The sequence below is a fragment of the Mesorhizobium sp. P2_A8 genome (assembly GCF_056404935.1).
Window position 1 is genome coordinate 370,170 of the sequence record NZ_JBFUDB010000009.1, and the last position, 26,071, is coordinate 396,240.

At 62.5% G+C, this 26,071-nt stretch carries 21 protein-coding genes; 7 read left to right on the forward strand and 14 right to left on the reverse strand.

Annotated features, from left to right (window positions below; translation table 11 throughout):
* Entirely contained in the window at nt 1-1,188 is a 1,188-nt protein-coding gene (locus tag AC1D10_RS26960; RefSeq protein WP_477277273.1) for an MlaE family ABC transporter permease, read from the reverse strand.
* A gap of 78 nt (nt 1,189-1,266) precedes the next feature.
* On the opposite strand from AC1D10_RS26960, the gene dgcA reads away from it, so the two are divergent.
* Nucleotides 1,267-2,250 carry an N-acetyl-D-Glu racemase DgcA gene (gene dgcA / locus AC1D10_RS26965; protein ID WP_477277274.1) on the forward strand — a complete coding sequence of 328 codons (984 nt, stop codon included), beginning with the start codon at nt 1,267-1,269 and terminating at the stop codon, nt 2,248-2,250.
* On the opposite strand, the gene AC1D10_RS26970 is transcribed toward dgcA, so the two are convergent.
* Together AC1D10_RS26970 and AC1D10_RS26975 are read right to left on the reverse strand one after the other, a co-directional pair.
* Nucleotides 2,221-3,435: an MFS transporter gene (locus AC1D10_RS26970; RefSeq protein WP_477277276.1), complete on the reverse strand. Its 1,215-nt coding sequence runs from the start codon at nt 3,433-3,435 to the stop codon at nt 2,221-2,223. The two genes, dgcA and AC1D10_RS26970, sit on opposite strands and share 30 nt — an antisense overlap.
* Nucleotides 3,436-3,558: 123 nt before the next feature.
* Nucleotides 3,559-4,341 carry a UDP-2,3-diacylglucosamine diphosphatase gene (locus tag AC1D10_RS26975; protein ID WP_477277394.1) on the reverse strand — a complete coding sequence of 261 codons (783 nt, stop codon included), beginning with the start codon at nt 4,339-4,341 and terminating at the stop codon, nt 3,559-3,561.
* Nucleotides 4,342-4,493: 152 nt separating this feature from the next.
* On the opposite strand from AC1D10_RS26975, the gene AC1D10_RS26980 reads away from it, so the two are divergent.
* The gene (locus AC1D10_RS26980; RefSeq protein WP_477277278.1) at nt 4,494-5,273 is read left to right on the forward strand and encodes an SDR family oxidoreductase; all 780 of its coding nucleotides are present in this window, start codon (nt 4,494-4,496) and stop codon (nt 5,271-5,273) included.
* A 175-nt stretch (nt 5,274-5,448) separates the two neighbouring features.
* The gene (locus AC1D10_RS26985; protein WP_477277280.1) at nt 5,449-7,773 is read left to right on the forward strand and encodes an NADP-dependent malic enzyme; all 2,325 of its coding nucleotides are present in this window, start codon (nt 5,449-5,451) and stop codon (nt 7,771-7,773) included.
* Nucleotides 7,774-7,779: 6 nt separating this feature from the next.
* On the opposite strand, the gene AC1D10_RS26990 is transcribed toward AC1D10_RS26985, so the two are convergent.
* Nucleotides 7,780-8,400 (reverse strand): DUF1287 domain-containing protein, encoded by a 621-nt coding sequence (locus tag AC1D10_RS26990; RefSeq protein WP_477277282.1) that lies wholly within the window; start codon nt 8,398-8,400, stop codon nt 7,780-7,782.
* 209 nt (nt 8,401-8,609) lie between these two features.
* Here AC1D10_RS26990 and AC1D10_RS26995 point away from each other — a divergent pair, with 209 nt between their 5' ends.
* Nucleotides 8,610-9,821, forward strand: coding sequence for a DUF2865 domain-containing protein (locus AC1D10_RS26995; RefSeq protein ID WP_477277284.1), 1,212 nt, complete (start codon nt 8,610-8,612; stop codon nt 9,819-9,821).
* Here the strand turns inward: AC1D10_RS26995 and gltX are convergent.
* The 4 genes from gltX to AC1D10_RS27015 all read right to left on the reverse strand — a co-directional run bounded on the left by gltX (nt 9,739) and on the right by AC1D10_RS27015 (nt 16,095).
* Entirely contained in the window at nt 9,739-11,112 is a 1,374-nt protein-coding gene (gltX, locus tag AC1D10_RS27000) for a glutamate--tRNA ligase (protein WP_477277286.1), read from the reverse strand. The two genes, AC1D10_RS26995 and gltX, sit on opposite strands and share 83 nt — an antisense overlap.
* A gap of 163 nt (nt 11,113-11,275) precedes the next feature.
* A complete protein-coding gene (locus tag AC1D10_RS27005) occupies nt 11,276-13,081 on the reverse strand; it encodes an ABC transporter ATP-binding protein (protein ID WP_477277288.1) in 1,806 nt (601 codons plus the stop codon).
* A 504-nt stretch (nt 13,082-13,585) separates the two neighbouring features.
* Nucleotides 13,586-15,262 carry an NAD+ synthase gene (locus AC1D10_RS27010; protein WP_477277290.1) on the reverse strand — a complete coding sequence of 559 codons (1,677 nt, stop codon included), beginning with the start codon at nt 15,260-15,262 and terminating at the stop codon, nt 13,586-13,588.
* Between the two features lie 116 nt (nt 15,263-15,378).
* Entirely contained in the window at nt 15,379-16,095 is a 717-nt protein-coding gene (locus AC1D10_RS27015) for a DNA-3-methyladenine glycosylase I (RefSeq protein ID WP_477277292.1), read from the reverse strand.
* Between the two features lie 95 nt (nt 16,096-16,190).
* On the opposite strand from AC1D10_RS27015, the gene AC1D10_RS27020 reads away from it, so the two are divergent.
* Together AC1D10_RS27020 and AC1D10_RS27025 are read left to right on the forward strand one after the other, a co-directional pair.
* Nucleotides 16,191-16,751, forward strand: a complete 561-nt coding sequence (locus AC1D10_RS27020; protein ID WP_477277294.1) for a DUF1003 domain-containing protein — start codon at nt 16,191-16,193, stop codon at nt 16,749-16,751.
* Nucleotides 16,751-17,338: a DedA family protein gene (locus AC1D10_RS27025; protein ID WP_477277296.1), complete on the forward strand. Its 588-nt coding sequence runs from the start codon at nt 16,751-16,753 to the stop codon at nt 17,336-17,338. The genes AC1D10_RS27020 and AC1D10_RS27025 overlap by 1 nt, the downstream gene beginning before the upstream one ends.
* Before the next feature lie 60 nt (nt 17,339-17,398).
* Here the strand turns inward: AC1D10_RS27025 and AC1D10_RS27030 are convergent, their stop codons facing one another.
* From AC1D10_RS27030 to AC1D10_RS27040, 3 genes are all read right to left on the reverse strand, one after another.
* Complete coding sequence (locus tag AC1D10_RS27030) at nt 17,399-17,986, reverse strand: hemerythrin domain-containing protein (RefSeq protein ID WP_477277298.1); 588 nt, start codon at nt 17,984-17,986, stop codon at nt 17,399-17,401.
* Between the two features lie 68 nt (nt 17,987-18,054).
* Nucleotides 18,055-18,414: a diacylglycerol kinase gene (locus AC1D10_RS27035; RefSeq protein ID WP_095085124.1), complete on the reverse strand. Its 360-nt coding sequence runs from the start codon at nt 18,412-18,414 to the stop codon at nt 18,055-18,057.
* Nucleotides 18,415-18,495: 81 nt separating this feature from the next.
* Nucleotides 18,496-18,912 (reverse strand): GFA family protein, encoded by a 417-nt coding sequence (locus AC1D10_RS27040; protein WP_477277300.1) that lies wholly within the window; start codon nt 18,910-18,912, stop codon nt 18,496-18,498.
* A 443-nt stretch (nt 18,913-19,355) separates the two neighbouring features.
* On the opposite strand from AC1D10_RS27040, the gene AC1D10_RS27045 reads away from it, so the two are divergent.
* On the forward strand, nt 19,356-20,426 hold the full coding sequence (locus AC1D10_RS27045) for a GGDEF domain-containing protein (RefSeq protein ID WP_477277302.1): 1,071 nt from the start codon (nt 19,356-19,358) through the stop codon (nt 20,424-20,426).
* 188 nt (nt 20,427-20,614) lie between these two features.
* Here the strand turns inward: AC1D10_RS27045 and AC1D10_RS27050 are convergent, their stop codons facing one another.
* The 3 genes from AC1D10_RS27050 to AC1D10_RS27060 all read right to left on the reverse strand — a co-directional run bounded on the left by AC1D10_RS27050 (nt 20,615) and on the right by AC1D10_RS27060 (nt 26,055).
* Nucleotides 20,615-21,988, reverse strand: coding sequence for a class II 3-deoxy-7-phosphoheptulonate synthase (locus AC1D10_RS27050; protein WP_477277304.1), 1,374 nt, complete (start codon nt 21,986-21,988; stop codon nt 20,615-20,617).
* Nucleotides 21,989-22,204: 216 nt separating this feature from the next.
* Complete coding sequence (gene mfd / locus AC1D10_RS27055) at nt 22,205-25,696, reverse strand: transcription-repair coupling factor (RefSeq protein WP_477277305.1); 3,492 nt, start codon at nt 25,694-25,696, stop codon at nt 22,205-22,207.
* A gap of 71 nt (nt 25,697-25,767) precedes the next feature.
* Nucleotides 25,768-26,055, reverse strand: a complete 288-nt coding sequence (locus AC1D10_RS27060) for a succinate dehydrogenase assembly factor 2 (RefSeq protein ID WP_477277307.1) — start codon at nt 26,053-26,055, stop codon at nt 25,768-25,770.
* Between the last annotated feature and the right edge of the window lie 16 nt (nt 26,056-26,071).

Consider the following 26,071-nt stretch of genomic DNA (forward strand, 5'->3'; position numbering starts at 1 on the left):
TCAGAACTCGATCGCTGCGTAGAAGATGGCGAAAAGCCCGTCGAGGATGATGACGACGAAAATGGATTTCACCACCGAGGCGGTCACGTGCTGGCCGAGCGATTCCGCGCTGCCCCCGACCTTCATGCCTTCGACCGAGGCAATCGTGCCGATGATCATCGCCATGAACGGCGCCTTGATCAGCCCCGCGAAAATGGTGCTGAGATCGATGGCGACGCGCAGCCGATCGATGAAGGCGGCTGGCGCGATGTCGGAATAGAGCCAGGCAGCCAGTATGCCGCCGCCGAGCGCTGCGAAATTGGCGATGATGGTCAGGCACGGCAAGGCGATGACCAGCGCCACCAGCCGTGGAAAGACCAGGACGCCGATCGGATTGAGGCCGATGACCTTCAGCGCGTCGACCTCCTCGCGCATCTTCATCGAGCCGATTTCGGCGGTGATCGCGCTGCCGGATCGGCCGGCGATCATGATCGCTGTCATCAGCACCCCGAGCTCGCGCAGGATCAGCACGCCGACCAGGTCGACGACGAAGATATCGGCGCCGAAATAGCTGAGCTGGTAGGCGCCTTGCTGGGCAACGATCGCGCCGACGATCGCCGACATCAGCACCACCACGGGAATGGCGCCGACGCCCATGCGGTCGATCTGGTTGAAGATCGCCGCCGGGTTGACGGCATGGCCGCGGCCGAGCTTCATCTGCGCGCCGCGGATGGTGGCGCCAAGAATGTTCATCGAGGCGAGGAAATCGTCGCGCATCTCGTAGACGCGCCGGCCGACCGCCTCGAGCGCGCGAATGACGATATTGGGTGGCCGCGCTGGACCGGATTCGGGTTCGCGCCGGACGGCCTCGCCCACAGCGTCCAGCAGGATGGAAGCGATCTCGCTCTGGCCCTGGAGGCTGATATTGACGCCCTTCTTCTCGAAGACGCTGACCAGCCGGTCGATCAGCCAGGCGCCGGCGGTGTCCATCTTCTCGATCTTGGAGAGATCGAGCGCCAAAGTATTGAAACCGCTTCGTTTCTCGATCTTGCGCATCTCCGCGTCGATCAGCGCGACGGTCCGTGTCGTCCAGATTCCCGAGAAGGCGCAGCCGAGAACGCCGTCCTTCTCGCCGGTCGCCACGCGCGGTTCGTGGTCAGCCTCCCCTGCGGTCGTACCGCTTGCGTCGCGCTTGCCGATGGTCAACATGGCGTCCTGTTTAGCCTGACGGAACCAAGCTGTCGATTTGCCGACTCGCCCGTTGTTGCATAGCCGGAGCAGAAAAATATGGCGCGTGTCATTTCGGTTGAGGCCGAGCGTTTTCCGATCGCCGGAAGCTTCACCATTTCGCGTGGTTCCAAGACCGAGGCCGAGGTCATCACTTGCGCGATCAGCGAGAACGGCCACACGGGTCGCGGCGAGTGCGTTCCCTACAAGCGCTATGGCGAGACCATGGACGGCGTGAGCGAGGCGATCGAGGCGATGCGCGAGCGGATCGCCGGCGGCATCAGCCGGAGCGCCTTGCTTGACGCCATGCCGGCCGGAGCTGCCCGCAACGCCATTGACTGCGCCCTTTGGGATCTGGAAGCAAAGATCCGCGGAATACCTGTGGCCACTGCAATTGGCGCCATACGGTTGGGGACGATTGAGACGGCCTACACGCTGTCGTTGGGCGAACCGGAGGCGATGGCAGCACAGGCTCGCGCCAATACGGCGCGGCCCCTGCTCAAGGTCAAGATCGGCGGCGACAACGACATCGCCCGTATTCGCGCCGTCAGGCAAGCCGCCCCCGACAGCCGCATCATCCTCGACGCCAATGAGGGCTGGACCGACGACAACATCGTTGGCAACCTCGCCTTTGCCGCAGAGCAAGGCGTTTCGCTGATCGAACAGCCGCTGCCGGCCGGCCATGACGAGATCCTGCGCCACATCGCGCACCCCGTGCCGATCTGCGCCGATGAAAGCGTGCATGAGGCTGAGAATCTCGAAGGGCTCGTCGGCCTCTACGACGCCGTCAACATCAAGCTCGACAAGTCGGGCGGGCTGACGGCGGCATTGCTGCTGCGCGATCGCGCCCGCGAACTCGGTTTCGGCGTGATGGTCGGATGCATGGTCGGCACGTCGCTGGCGATGGCGCCGGCGGTCTTGCTGGCCCAAGGCGCAGATTTCGTCGACCTCGACGGTCCGCTGCTGCTTGCCCGCGACCGTGTGCCCGGCCTTGCCTACAACGGATCGCTGGTGTCACCGCCTGAAACGGCGCTTTGGGGCTGAGCGCGCGGCAAGCCCGATCAGCACCAGTCCGATCAAGGCGATCGGAATCATGGCAAAGAAGCCGTCGACGCCGAAACGGTCGTACAGTGGGCCGGACGCCAGTGTCACCACAGCCATGAAAAAGCCGTTGGAGAAATAGGCGATGCCTTGCGCAGCACCTGTCCGCTCCTCGGAGACCGTTTCGCCGATCATCTTCTGCAGGCCGATCAGCACCAGCGCTACCGAGACCGAGTGCAGCGTCTGGACGCCGAAAAATCCAGCAACGCCGAGGCCGAGCGGCCAGACCAGCGGGAAGGCGATCCAGCGCACGATGGCTCCGATCCCCGCCATCATCATGATCGAGACGACGGAGAACGAGCCGAAAAAGCGGGTGAACATCATGAACATGCAGACCTCCGACACTACGCCCCAGGCCCACAACAGGCCGACAACCGAATCGCTGAGGCCGATCGATTTCCAGTAGATGGAGACGAAACCGTAGAGGAATGCGTGGCTGGCGGTGATGACGCCGACGCCAATGGAAAAATACAAAAAATACGGGTTGAGAAGTTTTGGCGCCGCCTGCTGGATGTCGGTGGCTGACAACGGCGAGGCGCGTCGCGGACGGCCAAGACGTGGCGCCAGCAAGCCGGCCGCAAGAGCGGCGGCAAGGGCTGCGAAAATGATCACCGGAACCGCCCGGGCGCCGGTTGCCGACAGGATGAAACCACCGGCGACATTGGCGAACAGATAGGAGATCGAGCCCCATTTGCGCATGCTCGTATAGTTCGAGCCAAAGCGGCGCACACCCGACAGCGCCAGCGAATCGGCGATTGGCGAATGCGGCGTCCAGACAATGGTCAGCGCCAGCGACACCGCCAGCACCATGGCGTAGGTCGGTGTCAGGAAATAACCGGCTGACAGCAGCAGCGACGCCGCCACCAGCGCGACATAGACATCGGCGCGGTCCCTGGCCCTGTCGGCAAGTGCTGTCAGCAACGGCGTCGTCACCACGCGCAGGAACATCGGGGCCGCCAGAATGACTGCTATCTGTTCGGCATGGAAACCCTTTGCCTGCAGCCACAGCGGGAAATAGGGCAGATGGGTCCCGAGCGACACGAACAGCGTCGCGAAGATCAGGCTCATGCGCAGTTCGAAATGGCGCGGCTTGACGAGTTGTTCGGGCGAAAGCGGCGGCAGCGACATGAATCGATCCAATAACGCTGCACTCGACCGGACGGCAACGTGTATCGACCCTTAACATGGGCGAAAACCGGACGAAACCGGCTGGCCTAATCGATTAATCCGGAATCCGTAGCGAGAACGGCGTCAGGCCGCCTGCCCTACCCGGTCTTCGAGGAGCAACGGGACAAATGGTTCGTCCGGCGCCTCGGGAAGCACCTGCGCCCAGGTCAGGATTTCCATCCGGCCGTCAAAATGTTCGACCACCGCCGTGCAGCTTTCCACCCAGTCGCCGGTGTTGATGTACTGGACATCCCCAAAACTCTCGATGGCAGCGTGGTGGATATGGCCGCAGATGATGCCGTCGACATGCGAGCGGCGCGCCTCTTCCGCAAGCATTTTCTGGAACGAGCCGATGAAATTCACCGCTTTCTTGACGTTGGCCTTGGCCCAGGACGAGAACGACCAGTAAGGCAGGCCGAGCAGTTGACGCAACCGCGTCACCACACGGTTGACCAGCATGGCCGCGTCGTAGGCGTGATCGCCGAGATAGGCGAGCCAGCGTGCATTGTGGACGACGGTGTCGAACTGGTCGCCATGGATGACGAGCAGACGCTTGCCGTCGGCGGTTTCGTGGACGGCACGGTCGGCAACGACGATGCCGCCGAAATGCACGCCCTGGAACTGGCGTGCGAATTCGTCATGATTGCCGGCGATGTAGGTGATGGTGGCGCCCTTGCGGGCCTTGCGCAGCAATTTCTGCACGACGTCATTGTGGCTTTGCGGCCAGTGCCAGCTCCGCCGCAGCCGCCAGCCATCGACGATATCGCCGACGAGATAGATGATGTCGGCGTCGTGGTATCTAAGGAAATCGATCAGGAACTCGGCCTTGGCAGCCTTCGAGCCGAGATGGACGTCGGAAATGAACATGCTGCGGAAAGTGCGGGGCTCTTGGCCGGACATCGCGATTTCACCCTTGCTTTCGCGCAGGCTATGCCCCGATTCATGCAACAACCGTATGACGGTTGCGATTGGTCCAGCCGAAGGACTAGCTTGCCGCCGGCTCAAAGGAGAAAATCATCATGGATCTCGGCATTCGCGGAAAAAAGGCCATCGTCTGCGCTTCGAGCAAGGGCCTTGGGCGTGGTTGCGCCATGGCGCTGGCCGAGGCCGGCTGCGACATCGTCGTCAACGGGCGCAATGCTGAACTGGTGGCCAAGACCGCCGCCGAGCTGCGTGAGCGCTATGGCGTGACGGTGACCGAAGTCGTCGGCGATGTTTCGAAGCCGGAGGTGCAGAAGGCGTTGCTCGCCGCATGTCCCGAACCGGACATCCTCGTCAACAACAATGGCGGCCCGCCATTGCGTGATTTCCGTGAACTCGATCGGGCGAAGATCCTTGAAGGCGTCACCCAGAACATGGTGACGCCGGTCGAGCTGGTGCAGGCCGTCATCGACGGCATGGCGGCGCGCGGCTTCGGCCGCATCGTCAACATCACCTCGCTGTCGGTCTACGTCCCCATCCCCGGCCTCGACCTGTCGTCGGGCGCGCGCGCCGGTCTGACCTCGTTCCTCGCCGGTGTGGCGCGGACGGTGATCGACCGCAACGTGACCATCAACAACATGCTGCCGGGCAAGCTCGACACCGACCGGCTGCGCGGCCCGCATGAGGCCGGTACCGCCGAGGATCCCGCCGCCGCAGCGGCGCGCAAGACCCGCATCAGCGCCGATGTGCCGGCCAAGCGGCTCGGCACGCCGGAGGAATTCGGCCAGATCTGCGCCTTCCTGTGTTCGGTCCATGCCGGGTATCTGACTGGACAGAACATACCGGTCGATGGCGGTCTCTACGTCAGCGCCTTTTGATCGGCATGCCTGCGAGCAGTAAGATTCATATGCGATGAAATCGGCATAAGCATTTGATAAATTGACATTTTAGACGCGTCGACGGGTAAAGCTGCCGGCGCGTCATTTAGCGTCGCGAAAAACCTTGGCCGCATGCTAAAAGGACTTTCCAGGCAGATTTCGAGGGAGCGGCCGCATGGAAGGCGAGATCAAAAAGACGGCACGTTCGGACCTCGACGAAGCCGCCCTCTACTTCCACAAGCATCCAAGGCCTGGAAAGCTCGAGATCCAGGCGACCAAGCCGCTCGGCAACCAGCGCGACCTCGCGCTCGCCTATTCGCCAGGCGTCGCAGCCCCTTGTCTCGAAATCCGCGACGATCCGGCGACCGCCGCCGATTACACGGCGCGCGCCAATCTGGTCGGCGTCGTCTCCAACGGATCGGCCGTGCTCGGTCTCGGCAATATCGGCCCGCTGGCCTCCAAGCCGGTCATGGAAGGCAAGGCTGTCCTGTTCAAGAAGTTCGCCGGCATTGACGTCTTCGACATCGAGATCGATGCGCCGGGCATCGAGCGCATGGTCGAGACGATCTCGGCATTGGAGCCGACCTTCGGCGGCATCAACCTCGAAGACATCAAGGCGCCCGAATGCTTCGAAGTCGAGGAACAGTTGAAAGCCCGCATGGGCATCCCAGTCTTCCATGACGACCAGCACGGCACCGCCATCATCGTCGCCGCCGCCGTACTCAACGGGCTGGAATTCGCCGGCAAGACCATCTCGAACATCAAGATCGTCACCTCGGGCGCCGGTGCGGCCGCCCTTGCCTGCCTCAATCTGCTGGTCTCGCTTGGCGCGCGGGTGGAAAACATCTGGGTCACCGACCGTTTCGGCGTCGCCTACAAGGGCCGCACCGATGAGATGGACCGGTGGAAAGACCCCTATGTGAAGGACACCGAAGCGCGCACGCTGGCCGATGTCATCCCGGGCGCCGACGTCTTCCTCGGCCTCTCGGCGGCAGGCGTGCTGAAGCCCGAACTGCTCCAGCACATGGCGCCGAAACCACTGATCCTGGCGCTGGCCAACCCCAATCCCGAGATCATGCCGGAAACCGCGCGTGCCGCGCGTCCCGATGCGATGATCTGCACAGGCAGGTCCGATTTTCCCAATCAGGTCAACAACGTACTGTGCTTTCCTTACATCTTTCGCGGCGCGCTCGACTGCGGCGCCAGCGCCATCAACGAGGAGATGAAGATGGCGGCGGTGCGGGCGATCGCAGCGCTTGCCCGCGAGGAACCCTCCGATGTCGCGGCCCGCGCCTATTCCGGTGAGACGCCGATCTTCGGCCCCGAGTTCCTGATCCCCTCGCCGTTCGATCCCCGCCTGATCCTGCGCATCGCCCCGGCGGTCGCCAAGGCGGCCTGCGACACTGGTGTCGCGACACGGCCGATCACCGACTTCGCCGCCTATATCGACAAGCTGAACCGCTTCGTCTTCCGCTCTGGACTGGTGATGAAGCCGGTGTTCTCGTCTGCCAAGGCGTCGAGCGCCAAGCGCGTCATCTATGCCGACGGCGAAGACGAGCGCGTGCTGCGCGCCGCCCAGGTGGTGCTCGAGGAAGGCATCGCCGAACCGATCCTGATCGGCCGCCCGCACGTCATCGAAGTGCGCCTGAAGCGCTACGGCTTGCGCATCAAGCCCGGCGTCGATTTCGGTCTGATCAATCCCGAGGACGATCCGCGCTATCGCAACTATGTCGACCTGCTGATCGAACTTGCCGGCCGGCGCGGCGTGACGACGGAAGCCGCGCGCACCATGGTGCGAACCGACAATACGGTCATCGCCGCCCTAGCCCTGAAGCGCGGCGATGCCGACGCCATGGTCTGCGGTCTCGAAGGCCGCTTCGAGCGGCATCTGCGCAACGTCACTTTGATCATTGGGCCGCGCGCCGGCATCAAGGATCATGACCTGTCGACGCTCTCCATGCTGATCTCGCAGCGCGGCATCGTCTTCCTGACCGACACGCACGTCACCGTCGACCCGACGGCGGAGGAGATCGCCGAGATGACGGTGCTGGCGGCGGAAGAAATCCAGCGCTTCGGCATCGAACCGAAGGCAGCACTGCTGTCGCATTCGGATTTCGGCTCACGCGATTCGCCAAGCGCGCTCAAGATGCGGCAGGCGGCGGCGATCCTCGCGCGCATCGCGCCCGATCTGGAGTGCGACGGCGAGATGCATGCGGATACTGCCCTGTCGGAGCACCTGCGCCAGCGCGTCTATCCGCATTCGCGGCTGAAGGGCGAAGCCAATCTGCTGGTGTTCCCCAACCTCGATTCCGCCAACATCACGCTGACCGCGCTCAGGACCATGATGGACGCTCTGCATGTCGGGCCGATCCTGCTCGGCACCGACAAGCCGGCGCACATATTGACGCCGTCGGTCACGTCGCGTGGTGTCGTCAACATGACGGCGCTTGCCGTCGTCGAAGCCGCCCACAAGGCGCAGGCGGTCGTCAATCTGGGCTAGGGGTTCTCAGGTCGGCGCAAAGGAGAAATGTCCCGTCTGCCTGAAGGCGAACAAGGTATCCTCCTCCCGGGCGCCCGCCCCGATGTTGTGAATGACCAGCGCCCTTTCCGGCACTTCCGCTGAACGGTTGGAAGAGACGATGGCGATGTGCGGTAGGTTGCCGGGCAGCATCTGGGTGACGAGGGCGCCTGGTTGATAGTCGGCGGGATCCTGGCTGACCGGCAGGGAACCACCCCGGCGCTCGAAAAAGACAGCAAGGTTCTGCACCCGACGGTGGTCGATGTTGCGGTCGGGCGCTTTCAGGCCCCAAGTCTTCGGATAGGCTCCGAAATTGGCCAGCATATCCTCATGCACCAGCCTTTGCAGGTCGAGATCGAAGGCCCGGCGATAGGCGCGGACCACGACATCCGTGCACACCCCCCGCTCCGGCGCGACATCGCCACCTGGATAGGCCAGGCGTGTATAGGCCGGATCGTAGTGGGTGGTGACGCCGATCTGCTCCAGGGCGGCCCCGACCAATCCGGTACGCCAATCCAGTGCGATGGGCTTCTCCTGCGCCATGGCAACCTGCATCGCCAGGCACGAGAGACCAAATTGCAATGCGGTTCGACGAGTCATCGCGGTCATGCCAAGCCTCCGGGCATTGCTGGATTCCAGGCACTTTTTCCGAGCGAATACGCCTTTTTCATGCAGCGTCAGGATCCCGCGGCCGCGGGATCTGTGAACAGCCGCACCGACGCATCTTTGGGCGAAGACCATCTTTGGTTGTAGATTGAGGGACGGTTAACCGCGAATCCGATAGCATCGCGGCAGGCACGCAAGCGGGGTTTCGGGCAATGACGGGCGGAAGGTCGAAGCTGACGCACCTGGCTGGCCTACTTGGCGCGCTCGTGCTTTCAGCCATCGCCGTTACCGAGCCACAAGCCGCTTCGCGTGTCTGCCGGCAATTGGAAGCCGATCTTGCGGCTGCGTCCAATGGGGGCGGCGGTGGCCCGGCATTGATCCGGAAATACGACGCCGCGATCGAAAGACAGCGAGGGCAAATCTCGAAGGCCCGTAGCCAGTCCAGCAGTGCCGGTTGCGGCTTTTCATTGTTCAGCCGCAAGGTCAGGGAATGCGCTGGGCTCAATGCCACCATCGATCGAATGAATGCCAACCTCGACGCCTTGCAAAGGAAACGCGAGCGGCTGGCCGAGGGCGGATCACGACGCGACCGTGGCCGCATCCTGGCGGCGCTCGACGCCAAGGGCTGCCGTGACAATGCGGTTGCTCCACGCCGCGCGCCTCTGCAGGAAGCGAACCGCGAAGAAGGCAACACGAACCTGTTCGACCAGCTTTTCGGCGGCAACAGCCGGCAGCCTGATACGGTCGACACGCTGGACCAGCCCGATGATTCCGGCGAGGAGCGCAACGTCAGCCGGGTGCTCAACCAGCCCGGCGTGCCGGATTTTCCGAGCGTCGGCGGTGAGTTCCACACCACATGCGTGCGCACCTGCGACGGCTACTTCTTCCCGATGTCGAACTCGGCTTCCACGAGCGATTTCGAACGCGATCAGAAGAATTGCGAATCGAGCTGCCCCGGCACCGAGATGCAGGTTTTCTACTCACGCGGCATGGACGACGATTCGGCCGCCATGACATCGTCGGTCACCGGCAGGCCCTACAGTGAATTGCCGACCGCCTATCTCTACAAGCAGTCCAACATGTCGCGGCCGCCGGCTTGCGGCTGCAACGCAGCGCAGAATTTCCAGGTCATTGCCGGCAACCCGCCAAATCCCGAGCAGTCGCAGCCCGAAACGGATGCGGCACCGCTCATTCCGGTGCCGGTTTCGAAGCCCGATCCGGGTACCGATCCGGAAACCCTGGCCAATATGGAAGGCGGTCTCAACCGCGAGGCGATCAAACGGCTTTCCATCAAGCCGGTGACGTCGCCGGTCTCCGCCTTGCCGCCGGAGCAGCGCAAGGTCAGGGTCGTCGGGCCATCGTTCCTTCCCGACCCATCAGCGGCAATAGATCTGCAAGCTCCGGCCCCGAAGGCAGTCCGGTAAGGGCGAGCCTGAGCGGCATGAACAACGCCTTGCCCTTGCGGCCCGTCGCTTCCCTGACCTTACCAGTCCAGTCCTTCCAGATTGTCCCGCTCCAGGGTTCATCCGGCAGCAGGTCGAAGGCCTGACCAAGGAAATCGCGATCGCCATCGGAAAATTCCGCCTTCTCCTGCGGACCTTCGCGCAGGATACGCCACCAGTTCACCGCATCGGCCAGCCTGTCGAGATTGCCACGCACCGCCAGCCAGAACGGTTCGGCCTGCTCACCCGAGACACCAAGCACGATCAGCCGGTCCTGCGCCTCGGTGAAGGGCATATGGTGCAGCAGCGTCCGGTTAAGCACGAACAGTTCGTCTGGATCGAACTTGGCCGCGGATTTCGAGGTCGCCGCCGGATCGAACCGTTCGGCGAGTTCGCCCATTGTCGGCACCGCCGCTACATTCTCCGAGGTGCCGACCAGCACGGCAAGCGAAGCGACCGCCATCGGCTCGATGCCGTCCTCGCGCAGGCTTTCGATGGAGAGCGCGCCGGTGCGCTTCGACAGCCCCTCGCCCGATGCCGTGGTCAACAGATTGTGGTGGCCGAACACTGGCGGCTCGGCAGCCAGCGCCTGGAACAGGGCGATCTGCACACCGGTGTTGGTGACATGGTCGTCGCCGCGGATGACATGGCTGACGCCCATCTCGATGTCGTCGACCACCGAAGGCAGCGTATAGAGATAGGTGCCGTCCTCGCGCACCAGAACCGGGTCGGAAAGCGAGGCAAGATCGACGGTTTCCTCGCCGCGCACCAGATCGTTCCAGTGGATCTCGGTGCGTTCGGGCTGCAGCGGATCACTGGAGAAATTGGGTAACAGGAAGCGCCAGTGCGGCCGGCGGCCATCGGCCTGGTATTCGGCGATCTGCTCCGGCGAAAGCGCCAGCGCCTCGCGGCCATAGACCGGCGGCAGGCCGCGCGTGCGGCGCACCTTGCGCCTGAGATCGAGTTCCTCCGGCGTTTCGTAACAGGCGTAGACAACGCCGGCCGCCTTCAGCCTCTCGACCGCCGCGTCATAAATCTCGAAGCGCCTCGACTGGTACTCGGTGGCGTCCGGAAAGATGCCGAGCCAATGCAGGTCGTAGAGGATGGCGTCGGAGAATTCCTGCTTCGAGCGGGCAATGTCGGTGTCGTCGAAACGCTGGATGAAGCGGCCCTTGTTGTTCATGGCGAACAGCCAGTTGAACAAAGCGGTGCGCGCATTGCCGATATGTATGCGGCCGGTTGGCGACGGGGCGAAACGAACGGTAACTGTCATGAACGGGGCGTACCGGATGCTTTTGTGATTGACAAGACGCGCCCCCGCGCTGTGCGGCAGACATAGAACAGGATGCGCGCAATGAAAAGACCGGGGCGGCGCCCCTTCATTCGGGGCATGCCGGGCCGCGCCCAAATGGACGCGGCCCGGCAATGGAGTTCGGTCAGATCACCGGGCCCTTGGTCAGTTCCAGTGCCTGGCGTTCGAACAGGCGGCGGTAGATACCGCCCTTCAGCCGGATCAGTTCGTCATGCGAGCCTTCCTCGACGATTTTGCCACGATCGAAGACCAGCAGCCGGTCAAGCGCCCGTACCGTCGAAAGCCGGTGTGCGATGATCAGCGTCGTGCGGCCGACCATCAGCCGTTCCATCGCCTGCTGGATCAGCACCTCCGATTCCGAATCGAGGCTCGACGTCGCCTCGTCGAGGATCAGGATGCGCGCATCGGCAAGGAAAGCGCGCGCGATCGCCACCCGCTGACGTTCGCCGCCCGACAGCTTTACGCCGCGTTCGCCGACCAGTGTGCCGTAACCCTTCGGCAGGTTGGCGATGAAGTCGTGCGCGCTCGCCAGCCGCGCCGCGTGCTCGATCTCATCTTGCGTCGCTGTTGGCCGGGCGTAGGCAATGTTCTCGGCCAGCGACCGGTGGAACAGGATCGGCTCCTGCTGGACGATCGCGATCTGCCCACGCAGCGACGCTTGCGCCACCTTCGAGATGTCCTGGCGGTCGACCAGGATTTTTCCCGCATTCACGTCATAAAGCCGCTGGATCAGCTTGACGAAGGTCGTCTTTCCCGAACCCGAATGGCCGACGAGCCCGACGCGTTCACCGGGCGCGATATCGACCGAAAAGTCGCGGTAGAGCGGCGATCGGTGGTTGCCGTAGTGGAAAGTGACGTTGTCGAAGCGGATAGCCCCCTGCGTGATCCGGATCGGCTTCGCGCCAGGACTGTCCTCTATGCCAAGCGGTTCGGACTGGAAATCGACCAGTTCCTCCATGTCGTTGATCGAGCGCTGCAGGTTGCGGATATGCGTGCCGATATCCCTGAGATAACCCTGCAGCACGAAAAACGAGGTCAGCACGAAGGCGACGTCGCCGGCGCTTGCTTGCCCCCAAGACCACAGCATCAGCGCCAGACCGATCACAGCAGCTCTCATGACCAGCAGCAGCGCCCCTTGCGTGGTGCCGTTGATGGTGCCGCGCACCCAGGTGCGCCGCGTGCGCGCACGCCATTTGGCCACGACCCTGGCGAGGCGGCGCTCCTCGCGCTCCTCGGCGCCAAAGCCTTTGACCACGGCATTGCAGCTCACCGCGTCGGCCAGCGAGCCACCCAGGCGCGTGTCCCAGGTGTTGGCGAGCCGTGCCGCCGGCGCGACATAGCCAAGCGACAGCATCGCCGTCACCGTGATGAAAAGCACCGAACCGACGGCAACGACCGCGCCCATGAGCGGCCAGAACCAGCCAAGCAGCAGGGTCGAGCCGACCAGCATGACGACGGACGGCAGCAGCGCGATGAGGATCGTGTCGTTGAGCAGGTCGAGCGCCCACATGCCGCGCGTCACCTTGCGCACCGTCGAGCCGGCAAAGCTGTTGGCATGCCAGTCGGTGGAAAAACGCTGGACGCGATGGAAGGCGTCGGCGGCGATATCAGCCATCATCTTCAGCGTCAGCTCGACGATCGCCATGAAGGCAAGATTGCGCAGCACGACGCCGGTCAGCGCCAGGGCCATCAGTATCGAAAACGCCGTCATTGCGGCATTCCAGGCAATCGCGTCGGCGCCGGCGCTGCTGGCGACGGCATCGACCAGCCGGCCGGAATAGAGCGGCGTCAAAACGTCGGCCAGCGTCGACAGCAGGAAGCCGCCCATGATGAGGGAAAGCCGCCACGGCTGGCGCCGCCAATGGGTGAGCGTGAAGCCAAGAACGCTGCGAAAGGCGCTCGCGCGCAAATCGATTCGAAAACGAGCCATGATGTCATTCGGGCGCAAACGAGCCCGATCCCAGTAAGGTCGAAGATTGAAGAAGCCGCGTAAGGGCCAATGATTGCCCAGAATGCGGAGGTGGCATATTTGGCGTCTCGCCCGTAATCGGGCGGCGACCGGCATCGGCGTAAGCCTGTGCTCAATCCGGCGTCAGTGCGAGGACAAACCCCTCGCAGGACACAAGATGAGACCTAGGCTTCGCGGCCTCGCATTACCATTTGAAATACTGCCATTCGGACCTCCCGCAAATGAATCGCGGAACGGTTGTTATAGAGACGCCTCGGCGCATCGCCAAGGCGAGCTCTCGCCAAAAGTCTATCTGGTCTAGGAACTGAGGTTATTTTGCAACAACGGGCTCCAGGAGCCGCGCCACGAGAGAGGCCGTCTGGTCGGCAATCACGATCGTCACGTCGGTGCGGACTTGAACTTGACGTTCCCTTGAAATGGCTGACAAACCTCCACGCCCCAAGATTCATAAATAAAATCAGCCCGTTAACCGCGATCCCTGAAACGGTTGGTGATGGGATAGCGACGGTCGCGACCGAAGTTCTTTTTGGTGATCTTCACCCCGGGTGCAGCCTGCCGGCGCTTGTATTCGGCTATGTAGAGCAGGTGCTCGATGCGTGTCACCGTCGCCCGGTCGTGACCACGAGCGACGATGTCGTCGACCCCCATCTCGTTCTCGACCAGGCATTCGAGGATGTCGTCCAGCACCGGATAGGGCGGCAGCGAATCCTGGTCGGTCTGGTTCTCACGCAACTCCGCCGACGGCGCCTTGTCGATGATGTTCTTCGGGATCACCTCGCCCGAGGGCCCGAGCGCGCCCGATGGCACATGGCTGTTGCGCCAACGCGACAGCGCGTAGACCTGCATCTTGTAGAGGTCTTTGATCGGATTGAAGCCGCCGTTCATGTCACCGTAGAGCGTGGCGTAGCCGACCGACATCTCGCTCTTGTTGCCCGTCGTGACGACCATCGAGCCAAATTTGTTCGAGATCGCCATCAGGATGGTGCCGCGCGCTCGGCTCTGCAAATTCTCTTCGGTAATGCCTTCCTTGGTGCCCTCGAAAAGCTGCGTCAGCGTGTGCAGAAAACCTTCGACAGGCTCGAAGATCGGCACGATGTCATAGCGGCAGCCGAGCGCACGGGCGCAGTCCTCAGCATCCTTCAGCGAGTCCTTCGAGGTGTAGCGGTAGGGCATCATCACCGCGCGCAGGCGTTCCTCGCCAAGCGCATCGACGGCAAGCGCCGCGCAGATCGCCGAGTCGATGCCACCGGAAAGGCCAAGCACGACGTTCTTGAAACCGTTCTTGTTGACGTAGTCGCGCAAGCCAAGCATGCAGGCGCGGTAGTCGGCCTCCTCCCTGTCCGGGATCTTCGACATCGGCCCTTCCGAGCAGATCCAGCCGCCATCCGTTCGCTTCCAGGTGGTGACGTCGACCGCGTCCTCGAACTGGCTCATCTGGAAGGCCAGCGTCTTGTCGTAACCTATGGCAAACGACGCGCCGTCGAAGATCAGCTCGTCCTGGCCGCCGAGTTGGTTGGCATAGATCATCGGCAGTCCGCATTCGATGACCTGGCGGATGACGACCTGGTGGCGGACATCGATCTTGGCGCGATAATAGGGCGAGCCGTTCGGCACCAGCAGGATTTCCGCTCCGCTTTCCGCCAGCGTCTCGCAGACGCCGACATCGCCCCAGATGTCCTCGCAGATCGGAATCCCAATCCGCACGCCGCGGAAATTAACCGGCCCCTGGATCTCTGGTCCGGCCTGGAAGACGCGCTTCTCGTCGAACTCGCCGTAATTCGGCAAATCGAGCTTGTAGCGCTCGGCGATGATCTTGCCGCCATCGGCGAAGATGATCGAATTATGCGTGCCGCTCTTGCGCTTCAGCGGCGTGCCGATGATGACGCCCGGGCCGCCATCGGCGGTGTCGGCGGCAAAATCCTGCGCCGCCTTTTCGCAGGCCTTCAGGAACGCCGGCTTCAGGACCAGATCTTCCGGCGGATAGCCGGCGAGGAAAAGCTCGGTGTAGAGCACGAGATCGGCGCCCTGGCGGGTGGCATCCGCCCTCGCCTCGCGCGCCTTGGCGAGGTTGCCGGCAATGTCGCCGACAGTCGGATTGAGCTGGGCGACGGCGATGCGCAGGATATCGAGTTTCTTGGTCATGCCTGCGGGTTTAGCGCGGCAAAATTCGCCGGGCAATGGCGTTCGTTTGGACCAATCCAGACCGAATGACATACCTCATTCGTGAAGATATCAGATCGTGGCTGGGCGACCGACGATCAGTCGTCGCCCATATATTGGCGCAACGCTTCCGGCGAGTTGTTCTCGCCAATCGACATCGCCAGGATGCGCGAGATATGCCGGCGCGGCAGGCCGGTCTCCGCCGCCCATTGATTGATCTGCTTCTGGATCTTGTCGAGATCCTTCTTCGAGATCGGGCTTTCGGCGATGTCGAGGCCGGCCTCGCGCAGTGCGGCCGCCATATCACCCGAAATGACGAAAGCATCCCAGCCCAGCCAGCGCAGGAAATACTGGCCGGTGTTGCCGCCGAGCCGGCTGCCGTGCTTGCCGAGATAGGCCATCAGGCCGACTTGGTCGTCCGCCGGCCAGCCCGCAAGAAATTTGCCGAAGCTGCTGTGTTCCTTCGACACGCGGTCGACGAAGGCAGCATTGTCGCGCACCGATTTGATCTTCTGCGGATTGCGCACGATGCGCTTGTCGGCCGTCAGATCGTGCCAGAAATCGTCGGGTTGGAACAGCAGCCGCTTCGGCTCGAAGTGGAGGAAAGCTTCCTCGAAGCCTGGCCATTTCTGTTCGATGACGCGCCAGACGAAACCGGCGGCAAAGACGCGCTCGGCCATGACAGACAGAATACGATCGTCGGCGATGTCAGCCACGGCGGCATTGTCTGGCGCCGGCCCCAAAAGCGACGAAAGCTCCGCCTCGCCGCCCTTGCGTTTGGCGGCTCGGGCGCGGATTTTCGCGAAGCTTGGCATTTTGCTTTCATCTCCGTGCCGCGCTTTTGACGGAACGGCATCTTCCTATATGGAGACGAGGCTGCCAAGCCGAGGCTTTTGGTATGGAGACATCCATGAACAAGACAGTGCCGGAACTGGCCAACCGCTGGCTAAGGCGAACGCCGGACAATCTGACCGAACTCGAAAGGCGGGTGCTGCAAAGCGCTGTCGATCGCAAGCCGGTATCGCAGAACATCAATGAGAGACTTGCCGGCCTTCAGGGCGCGGGCGATCGTATCGCCGATGCCATTGCGCGCGTCGGCGGTTCGTGGACGTTCATCCTGTCCTTCATCGCTTTCCTGATCCTCTGGATCGGCGCCAACTGGTGGCTGCTGGGGCAAGAGTCGTTCGATCCCTACCCCTTCATCTTCCTCAACCTCGTGCTGTCGATGATCGCCGCCCTGCAGGCGCCGGTGATCATGATGTCTCAGAATCGCCAGGCCGCGCGCGACCGCATCGACGCTACGCACGACTACGAGGTCAACCTCAAGGCCGAGATCGAGATCATGGCCTTGCATGAAAAACTGGACGAACTGCGCCACAGCCAGATCATTGGCATGCGCGATGAGATCGCGCAGTTGGCCGAACAGCTGAAGCGGATCGATGAACGGCTCGCTTCGCAGACCGCGCCCTGATGACGAATGCGATCCATCACCTCATCGAACAATACGGCCTGCTTGCCGTCTTTCTCGGCTGTGTCGCCGAGGGCGAAAGTGCCGCCATCCTCGGTGGCTTCTTCGCGCACCAGCAAGTCTTCGTGCTGTGGCATGCCTTCCTCGCGGCCGCGCTTGGCGCCTTCGTCGGTGACACCTTCTTCTTCATTCTTGGACGAAGCTTTGCCGACCATCCCTACGTCGTCAGGTTGCGCAAGCGGCCCGGTTTTCGCCGCGCCTATCGCCTGCTCAACACCCATCCCAACATTTTTGTGCTGTCCAACCGCTACGTCTACGGCATGCGCCTCGTCGGAGGCATCGCGGCCGGCCTCTCGCGCATCACGGTGCAGCGTTTCGTCATCCTCAACGCCATTTCATCGGTGATCTGGGCGGTGCTGTTCGGCACCATCGGTTACGTCTTCGGGTTGGGCGCCGAACACATCATCGGACAGGCACTGGCTCACCATGAGCGGTTCCTGATCGCGCTTGCCATTGGCTTGACGGTGGCAATCCTTGCCTGGTTCGTCGCCCGGCATGTCGCGAAAAAAGAACGGGCTAGGGAAAGCTGAGGTCTTTAGTTTCATGCATGTCGTTGCCCCAAACTGCCACGCACTTTTGGGCGACATGCATCAGTCGATGCCGAGCGCCTGATCACCCCGATCGAGGATCAGCGGGATGATCAGGTCTTCCTCGTCGGCAAGATGCCGGGTCAGCATGGCGATCAGCCGGCTGTTTTCGTCGGCATAGGCGTCGGCGGCGAAGCGCTGTCTGTCCTCGCTCTTCTGGAGCGTCTTGATGAAGGCGTTGGCAGCCTCGGCATTGCGCTCCAGTCCTTCATGAATGGTGTGATGGTCGGCATCGAGAATCTCGAACCCGCGCTTCAGCCGGGGCTCGGCTTCGGCGAAGACCGGGAAATATTGGTAATCCTCGACATTGTGGTGGCCATCGAGATTGCCGAGAAGATGGTTGAGACGCGGCGCGAACCAGCGCGCGAAGTCGGGCGCCGTCAGCCTGCCCTCGCGGTAGTTGCCAATGCCGTTGGTCAGCATGCCGCCGAGTTCTCGAAACATGTCGTGCCGCTGCAGCCACATGTTGGCAACGCCATGGATGTTGGCGTGGCCCTGCCAGTTTTCACGCGGGTATTTCTCGGCCAGCCAGCGCAGATCGTCTGGCAGGCCGGCTCGCTCAAGCAGGGGAAAATCGGCGGCATCCGACATGAAATTCTCCTCAGCCCATGATCCCATCGGGATCAGGTCGTGGTGACCGTCATGTAGGTGCTCGGATTCTAGATAGGTAGTCCAGTGATCCGCTCGATGATGGCGATACCCCAGACGCCGGCGACGATGATCACCGAAATCAGCACCGCCAGCGAACCGCAGTCCTTGGCCAGCTGGATATCGACATTGAACTCACGGCTGAAGGCATCGCAGGCCGCCTCGATGCCGGTATTCAGCACCTCGACCATGATCAGCAGCAGCACCGCGCCGATCAGCAAGGCATAGCCGCGCCACGAGATCGAAACGAACCAGCCGAGCGGCAAGGCGAGCGCGAGCAGCATCAGCTCCTGCTGGAAAGCCTTCTCGCTGACGGCCAGCTTGCGAAAAGCCCGCACCGAATTGAAAAAAGCGTCGATCAGCCGCTGCATGCCAAACCCCTTTCCGAATCACCGGGACGGGATAATGCAATGGCTGGCCAGATCAATGAAATAAGGTGACTTGTCCAAGATTCATTCAGCGACAGGTATGGACGGTGTCGACTTTTCAAACTGCGGCAGCCCGTCGTCGATCGAATAATAATCGCCCTTGTCAATGACGAAGATATGGCATTCGCCCTCAAGGCCCGTCGGACTGTCGAACGATCCGGCCATGACCGAAATGTAGTCCTGGTCTCGTGGCTTCCAGAACAGCACCGACCCGCATGCCTTGCAAAAACCGCGCCTCGCGAAGGAAGACGCTTCGTACCAGGTAATGCTTTCCCCGCCCTCGATCGCGATGTCGGCGTTTGCAACATTGGTCGCGGCGTAGAAATGTCCGCTCTGCTTCCTGCATTGCGAGCAATGACAATAGACGACGCCGCGCAGCGCTCCTCGTGTTCTGAAGCGGACCGCTCCGCACAGACACGATCCCAGGTGACTGTCACTCACTTCGGCCCTCCTTGAAGAAACTCTGCCTGGCATCGAGCATCTTTGTCAGGATTCCAGCTTTGCAACGGCCGCACGCAAGCAAATGCGACATTTGCTGGTGTGGCGAAACCGAAATTCAGTTTCATTGTTAGCAGCATGATGCGCGAGTTCCGCATTCAAAGCCACCAAACCGGCGTCATCTCGGTTGAACTGGCGTTCATCCCGGATTGTTGGTGCGTAGATTGATGCTTCTACAGCCTCAGAGAGAGAAAAAACTGTGGGACCTCAGGGAATTAAGGAAACTTTAGCGCTCCCGCATTTATGGTCATGGCGAGCGAACGTCGCAGGTGGGGACACGTCTGTTCGCAAGATGTTCTGGATCATCGGGTTGCCTTCCCCCGGCCGGCGACAAATGGAACCTGCAAGTTCTGCTGCGGGGATCCGAGGGGAAGAGTGATCACGACATGCAGCCCGCAGCCGTCCCGACCGAACGAAGCGCCGATATAGCTGCCACTGTTGTCGCCACAATGCGCCAGTTGGGCCTGCTCGGCCTGCCGCGCAACTACGAGATTTTCTACGAGGCACTGAGCGGCACCAATCGCGAACTCAGCCTCGCCGTCGTTTCGCTGAGCAACCGGCCGACACAGGATGAACTGGACCAGATCGGCCGCGCCTTCTTTGCCCATAACCACGGTCCCGGCATCGTCGAGCATGCCAGAGACGTCATTGCCAGGGAGCTCGAAGAGGTCGCTTCGCTGTTGAGGAGTGAGCGCAGCCACATCGAAAAATACGGCAGGATCCTCGATGAGACATCGAATGGCCTCAGCAACCGCAGCCTGCTCTCGCAGGATCTTTTGCAGAAGATCGCCAACGCCATGGCGACTGCCACCAATTCGACGATCGATCACGGCCGGCAGGTGGCCTCGACGCTGAGCGACAAGACGGCCGAGCTCGAGAGCGTCAAGTCGAAGCTCGAGGAATACAAGCGGCTGGCCGACACCGATCCGTTGACCCATATCTGGAATCGCCGCGCTTTCGACAAGGAAATCACCCGGATCTACAACAGCAACAAGGGCATCCTGTTCAACGCCCTGATCCTTGCTGACATCGATCGCTTCAAGGACATCAACGATCGCTACGGTCACCCGGTCGGCGACAAGATCATCCAGATCATTGCCGACATTTTCCAGACCAGCATTCGCGGCGACATGTTTGTCGCCCGCACCGGCGGCGAAGAGTTCGCACTGATCATCGAGGGCGCCAGCGAGGACGCAACCTACGAGATTGCCGAGCGTATTCGCGCCCTGATCGAGCAGACGCCGTTCACCAGCAGCCAGACCGGCGCGAACTACGGCACAGTCACCGTCTCGATGGGCATCTGCATGGCATCCGAGGCGGAGGGCCCCGAGGACCTCTACACCAAGGCCGACCGGGCGCTCTATCGCTCCAAGGTCAGCGGGCGCAACCGGGTGACCAAGCATTCGACGATGGCCGGCCGCGCCGGCAAGAGCTGGCTGCTCTACAAGAAGGACTGAGCGTCCCCTCGTCCATCTCCGCCACGGATTGTTTTGCACCCACGGAAAAGCGCATCGAGCTTTCGAGGACGGCGTTTGCCGATCCCCGTCTCGTTGGCCTGCGCCGGGAACGCGGTCACTCAACAGGCTGAAAAAAAGCGCCGGATCTCTCCAGCGCTTTTTCTGTCGACGTCAGGCCGAAATCAAGCTCAGCCGTTAACGGCCTGCTTGTGCTGCACCGGGTGGCTCTTCTTCAACAGGTCCGAGACCAGGAAGGCCAGTTCGATCGCCTGGTCGGCGTTGAGGCGTGGGTCGCAATGGGTGTGGTAGCGGTCCTGCAACTCCTCGGCGGTGATGGCGCGCGCGCCACCGGTGCATTCTGTCACGTTCTTGCCGGTCATCTCGACATGGATGCCGCCCGGATGCGTGCCTTCGGCACGGTGCACCTCGAAGAAGGTCTGCACTTCCTTCAGGATGCGGTCGAACGGCCGAGTCTTGTAGCCGGCGGCTTCGATCGTGTTGCCGTGCATCGGGTCGGACGACCACACCACGCTGCGGCCTTCCTTCTGCACCGCGCGCACCAGCTTCGGCAGATGGTCGGCGACCTTGTCGGAGCCGAAGCGTGCGATCAGCGTCAGCCGGCCGGGTTCGTTTTCGGGGTTGAGCAGGTCGATCAGTTCCAGCAACCCATCCGGCGTCAGCGACGGGCCGCATTTCAGGCCAAGCGGGTTCTTGATGCCGCGGCAATATTCGACATGCGCATGGTCGGGTTGGCGGGTGCGGTCGCCGATCCAGATCATATGACCTGACGTGGCGTACCAGTCGCCAGAGGTCGAATCGACGCGGGTCAACGCCTCCTCGTAGCCGAGCAGCAGCGCCTCGTGGCTGGTGTAGAAATCGGTCTCGCGCAGCGCGTAATTGGTTTCCGAGGTGATGCCGACGGCCTTCATGAAGTCCATCGTCTCGGTGATGCGGTTGGCGAGCTCACCGTACTTCTCGCCTTGCGGGCTGTCGGACACGAAGCCGAGCATCCAGCTATGCACATTCTCCAGACTGGCATAGCCGCCCTGTGCGAAGGCGCGCAGCAGGTTGAGCGTCGCCGCCGACTGGCGGTACGCCATTTCCTGGCGGGCAGGATCCGGAATGCGCGACTTGGCATCGAACTCGATGCCGTTGATGATGTCGCCGCGATAGCTGGGCAGCGTCACATCGCCCTTGGTCTCGTTGTCGGACGAGCGCGGCTTGGCGAACTGGCCAGCAACGCGGCCGACCTTCACCACCGGCTGCGCGCCGGCGAAGGTCAGCACCACCGACATCTGAAGGAAGACGCGGAAGAAGTCGCGGATGTTGTCCGCGCCATGTTCGGCAAAACTTTCTGCGCAATCGCCGCCCTGCAGAAGGAATGCGTCACCGGCAGCGACCGCTGCAAGCTGCTTCTTCAGCTTGCGCGCCTCACCTGCAAAAACCAGCGGCGGAAAGGTTGCGAGCTGGGCTTCCGTGTTCTTCAGCGCGGCAAGGTCCGGATATGCAGGAACCTGCTTGATCGGCTTTGCTCTCCACGAATTCGGCGACCATTTTGTCATCGCTGCACCCAACGCTCTTTCCGAGCAATCCCAGGAAAAGTGTGAAACGGTTTTCCGTCCGGAATCGCGTCAATAAATCAGGCGCGCGCCATCGCCCGCCAATCCGCCCCAAATGGGGATCGCGGCTCCATACACGAAGCCGATTTCCTATTCTAGACCGGATTTGTCCGCGTGGCGAATGGCGGAGCCGGGCCAGCCGGTGTCCCTATCCCCGCCCTAAGCCGCCACCAGCCGCGCCAACTGCGTCATGACGACCGCCGAACCCGCCAGCCGCTTCTCGGCCGTCGGCCAGTCGCGCACGAACACGACGCTGTGGTCGGGTCGGATCTTGGCCAGCGAACCCTGCTCGCCGATGAACTGGACCAGGCCGACCGGGTTGGAGAATTCGCGTTTGCGGAAATGGATGACGACGCCCTTCGGCCCGGCGTCGAGTTTCTCCACATTGGCCCTGCGGCAGAGCGCTTTGATGAAGACGATCTTCAAGAGATGCTTCACCTCGTCCGGCAGCGGGCCGAAGCGGTCGATCAGCTCGGCTCCGAAAGCGTCGATTTCCTCGGTGTTTTCGAGGTCGCCGAGGCGGCGATAGAGCGCCAGCCTGAGCTGCAGGTCCGGAACATAGCTTTCCGGGATCATCACCGCCGTGCCGACGGCGATCTGCGGCGACCAGCCGCCATCCTGCACGTCGCCGGAATCCTTCACCTCGGCGACGGCCTCTTCCAGCATCTGCTGGTAAAGCTCGAAACCGACCTCCTTGATGTGGCCGGACTGCTCTTCACCGAGAAGATTGCCGGCGCCTCTGATATCGAGGTCGTGGCTGGCCAGCTGGAAGCCGGCGCCCAGCGTGTCGAGCGACTGCAGCACCTTCAGCCGGCGCTCGGCTGTGTCGGTCAGCTTGCGGTTGGCCGGAAGCGTGAACAGCGCGTAGGCGCGCACCTTCGAGCGGCCGACGCGGCCGCGCAGCTGGTAGAGTTGCGACAGGCCGAACATGTCGGCGCGATGGATGATCAGCGTGTTGGCGGTCGGGATGTCGAGGCCGGATTCGACGATGGTTGTCGACAGAAGCACATCGTACTGGCCGTCGTAGAACGCATTCATGATGTCATCGAGTTCGCCCGGCGGCATCTGGCCATGGGCCACGGCTACTTTCAGCTCCGGCACGGATTCTCTCAGGAAATCCTGGATTTCCGCCAGATCGCTGATACGCGGAACGACGTAGAAGGAGTGACCGCCGCGATAGCGTTCCCTGAGCAGCGTTTCACGAATCACCAGCGGATCGAAGGGCGAGATAAAGGTGCGCACCGCCATGCGGTCGACCGGCGGCGTGGCAATCAGCGACAGCTCGCGCACCCCGGTCAGCGCCAGTTGCAGCGTGCGCGGGATCGGCGTCGCCGACAGCGTCAGCACGTGCACATCGGTCTTCAGATCCTTCAGCCGCTCCTTGTGCTTGACGCCAAAGTGCTGTTCCTCGTCGATGATCAAAAGACCAAGGCTCTTGAACGAGATCGAGGCACCAAGCAGCGCATGGGTGCCGACGACGATATCGACATGCCCCGCGGCGATGCCTTTCTTGGTCTCGGCCAGTTCCTTGGCACCGACCAGCCGCGACGCCTGGGCAACCCGGATCGGCAGGCCGGAAAAGCGTTGCGAAAAGGTCTTAAAATGCTGGCGCGACAACAATGTTGTCGGCACCACCACCGCCACCTGAAAGCCTTCCATAGCCGCGATGAAGGCCGCCCGCAGCGCCACTTCGGTCTTGCCGAAGCCGACATCGCCGCAGATCAGCCGGTCCATCGGCTTGCCGGCGGCAAGGTCGTCCCGAACCGAGTCGATCGCCGTCTGCTGGTCGTCGGTCTCCTCATAGGGGAAGCGGGCCGCGAACTCGCCATAGAGACCTTCCGCCGGCACCAGCGCCGGTGCGGCGCGCATCTGCCGTTCGGCGGCGATGCGGATCAATTGCCCGGCCATGTCGAGCAGGCGTTTCTTCAGCCGCGCCTTGCGCGACTGCCAGGCGCCGCCGCCAAGCTTGTCCAGCGTCGCCTCTGCCGAATCCGAGCCGTAGCGCGACAGGAGCTCGATGTTCTCGACCGGCAGGAACAGTCGGTCATCGCCGGCATAGTGGATTTCGAGGCAGTCATGCGGTGCGCCAACCGCTTCGATGGTGCGCAGGCCAATGAATCGGCCGATGCCGTGGTCGGCGTGGACGACAATGTCGCCGGCCGACAGTGCGGAAGCTTCGGCAATGAAGTCGGAAGCCCGTTTCTTGCGCTTCGAACGCCGGATCAGCCGGTCACCGAGAATGTCCTGTTCGGCGACGACGACCAGTCCTTCGGTCTCGAAACCGGATTCCAGCGGCAGCACGGCAAGAGCCGCCTGCCCCGGCTCGAGCTGTTCGGCTTCCGCCAGCGTGGCAACCTGCTTGAGATTGCCGAGGTGGTGCTCGCTGAGGATCTGGCCAAGCCGGTCGAGCGAGCCTTCGGTCCAACCGGCAATGACGACCCGACGGCGCGCAGCGCGCTCGTCGGCGATGTGTTTGACGACGATATCGAAGACATTGATGCTGGGGTCGGCGCGTTCCCCAGCGAAGCTGCGGCCATGGCGCGAACCGGCGTGGTAGACCTTTTTCGCCCCAGCGTCAGGCGCATCGAAGGGCGTAAAGTCGATCGCCTCGCGCGGTCCGAGCGAGGCAATCAGGTTTTCCGGCGAGAGATAGAGCAGGTCCGGCGGCACCGGCTTGTAGGGCACGGCATCCTTCAGCGCGCTGTCGGCCTGCTTTTTGCGCGCCTCGTAGTGATCGAGGATCAGCGTGTGGCGTTCGGCGAGCGCCTCATGCGCCAGATGATCAAACACAACAGGCGTGTCCGGCAAATAGTCGAACACGGTTTCCAGCCGCTCGTAGAAGAACGGCAGCCAGTGCTCCATGCCGGCGAACCGCCTGCCCTCGCTGACCGCAGCATAGAGCCCGTCGTCGCGCTGCGGTGCGCCAAAGGCTTCGATATAGGAGCGGCGGAAGCGGCTGATGGTTTCCGGCGTCAGCGCCACCTCGCTCATCGCCTGCAGTGCCATCGACTTGCGCTGGCCGGTGGTGCGCTGGGTGCCTGCGTCAAACACCCGGATCGATTCAAGCGTGTCGCCAAAGAAGTCGAGCCTGAGCGCTTCGGTCCAGCCGGGGGCGAAGAGGTCGAGGATGCCGCCGCGCACGGCGAACTCACCGATGCCGCGCACGGTCGGCACGCGCTCGAAACCGGACGTTTCCAGCCGCGATATGAGCACATTCATGTCGATCTGGTTGCCGGGCCTGGCATGAAAGGTCTGTGCCTCGACCAGTTCCGCCGGCGGAATACGCTGCAGCAGCGCATTGGCGGTGGTGAGGATGACGGCGCGGTGTGGCTTCTTCGCCAGCGCGATCATGGCGGTCAGCGCATCGAGGCGCTTGGCGGCGGCATCCGAGCCGGGCGAGACGCGGTCATAGGGCAAGCAATCCCAGGCCGGCAGTTCCAAGACGGGAAGGCCGGGGGCCGCAAAGGACAATGCTTCGATGATCGCCGGCAGGCGCTGGCCGTCACGCGCCACGAACAGCACCGGCTTGTCGGGTGCGATCTCGAGTGCCGCCTGCACCAGCGCAAAGGCTTCGTAGCCGTCGGCGACGCCGTCGACGATGAACTGGCCGGCGCGGCCTTTCGGCAGGCCGATTTTGGGAATGAGGCTCATGAAATCACTGTCTTGTCTGTCGCATTTCCGGATGGAAAACCGCTTCGCACTTTTCCTGGAATTGCATGTGTTCAGAATGTCATGGAGTGGCGAAAAGCCAGGATCTTTTGCAGGACGGCACAATCGACATCCCGGGGAACCGGACGTTCGCCGGTGACCATGGGCAGGAATTCGGTGTCGGGAATGTCGAGGAGCCGCTCATATTGGTCGATTTCCTCGCCGGTCAAGGCGCCGATCTGGGCGTCGGCGAAGGTGCCGAGGATCAGGTCCATCTCGCGCATGCCGCGATGCCAGGAACGAAACAAAAGCTTGCGGCGGTGGGCGTCGAGCCCCTCGCTTGATCGTGTCGTTCCGGTCATTGTGCCGCGTCCTTAC

Excerpts from the sequence above, each read along its gene's own strand:
- AC1D10_RS26960 (WP_477277273.1), bottom strand. The coding sequence starts at position 1,188 with ATGTTGACCATCGGCAAGCGCGACGCAAGCGGTACGACCGCAGGGGAG.
- dgcA (WP_477277274.1), top strand. The coding sequence starts at position 1,267 with ATGGCGCGTGTCATTTCGGTTGAGGCCGAGCGTTTTCCGATCGCCGGA.
- AC1D10_RS26970 (WP_477277276.1), bottom strand. The coding sequence starts at position 3,435 with ATGTCGCTGCCGCCGCTTTCGCCCGAACAACTCGTCAAGCCGCGCCAT.
- AC1D10_RS26975 (WP_477277394.1), bottom strand. The coding sequence starts at position 4,341 with ATGTTCATTTCCGACGTCCATCTCGGCTCGAAGGCTGCCAAGGCCGAG.
- AC1D10_RS26980 (WP_477277278.1), top strand. The coding sequence starts at position 4,494 with ATGGATCTCGGCATTCGCGGAAAAAAGGCCATCGTCTGCGCTTCGAGC.
- AC1D10_RS26985 (WP_477277280.1), top strand. The coding sequence starts at position 5,449 with ATGGAAGGCGAGATCAAAAAGACGGCACGTTCGGACCTCGACGAAGCC.
- AC1D10_RS26990 (WP_477277282.1), bottom strand. The coding sequence starts at position 8,400 with ATGACCGCGATGACTCGTCGAACCGCATTGCAATTTGGTCTCTCGTGC.
- AC1D10_RS26995 (WP_477277284.1), top strand. The coding sequence starts at position 8,610 with ATGACGGGCGGAAGGTCGAAGCTGACGCACCTGGCTGGCCTACTTGGC.
- gltX (WP_477277286.1), bottom strand. The coding sequence starts at position 11,112 with ATGACAGTTACCGTTCGTTTCGCCCCGTCGCCAACCGGCCGCATACAT.
- AC1D10_RS27005 (WP_477277288.1), bottom strand. The coding sequence starts at position 13,081 with ATGGCTCGTTTTCGAATCGATTTGCGCGCGAGCGCCTTTCGCAGCGTT.
- AC1D10_RS27010 (WP_477277290.1), bottom strand. The coding sequence starts at position 15,262 with ATGACCAAGAAACTCGATATCCTGCGCATCGCCGTCGCCCAGCTCAAT.
- AC1D10_RS27015 (WP_477277292.1), bottom strand. The coding sequence starts at position 16,095 with ATGCCAAGCTTCGCGAAAATCCGCGCCCGAGCCGCCAAACGCAAGGGC.
- AC1D10_RS27020 (WP_477277294.1), top strand. The coding sequence starts at position 16,191 with ATGAACAAGACAGTGCCGGAACTGGCCAACCGCTGGCTAAGGCGAACG.
- AC1D10_RS27025 (WP_477277296.1), top strand. The coding sequence starts at position 16,751 with ATGACGAATGCGATCCATCACCTCATCGAACAATACGGCCTGCTTGCC.
- AC1D10_RS27030 (WP_477277298.1), bottom strand. The coding sequence starts at position 17,986 with ATGTCGGATGCCGCCGATTTTCCCCTGCTTGAGCGAGCCGGCCTGCCA.
- AC1D10_RS27035 (WP_095085124.1), bottom strand. The coding sequence starts at position 18,414 with ATGCAGCGGCTGATCGACGCTTTTTTCAATTCGGTGCGGGCTTTTCGC.
- AC1D10_RS27045 (WP_477277302.1), top strand. The coding sequence starts at position 19,356 with ATGCAGCCCGCAGCCGTCCCGACCGAACGAAGCGCCGATATAGCTGCC.
- AC1D10_RS27050 (WP_477277304.1), bottom strand. The coding sequence starts at position 21,988 with ATGACAAAATGGTCGCCGAATTCGTGGAGAGCAAAGCCGATCAAGCAG.
- mfd (WP_477277305.1), bottom strand. The coding sequence starts at position 25,696 with ATGAGCCTCATTCCCAAAATCGGCCTGCCGAAAGGCCGCGCCGGCCAG.
- AC1D10_RS27060 (WP_477277307.1), bottom strand. The coding sequence starts at position 26,055 with ATGACCGGAACGACACGATCAAGCGAGGGGCTCGACGCCCACCGCCGC.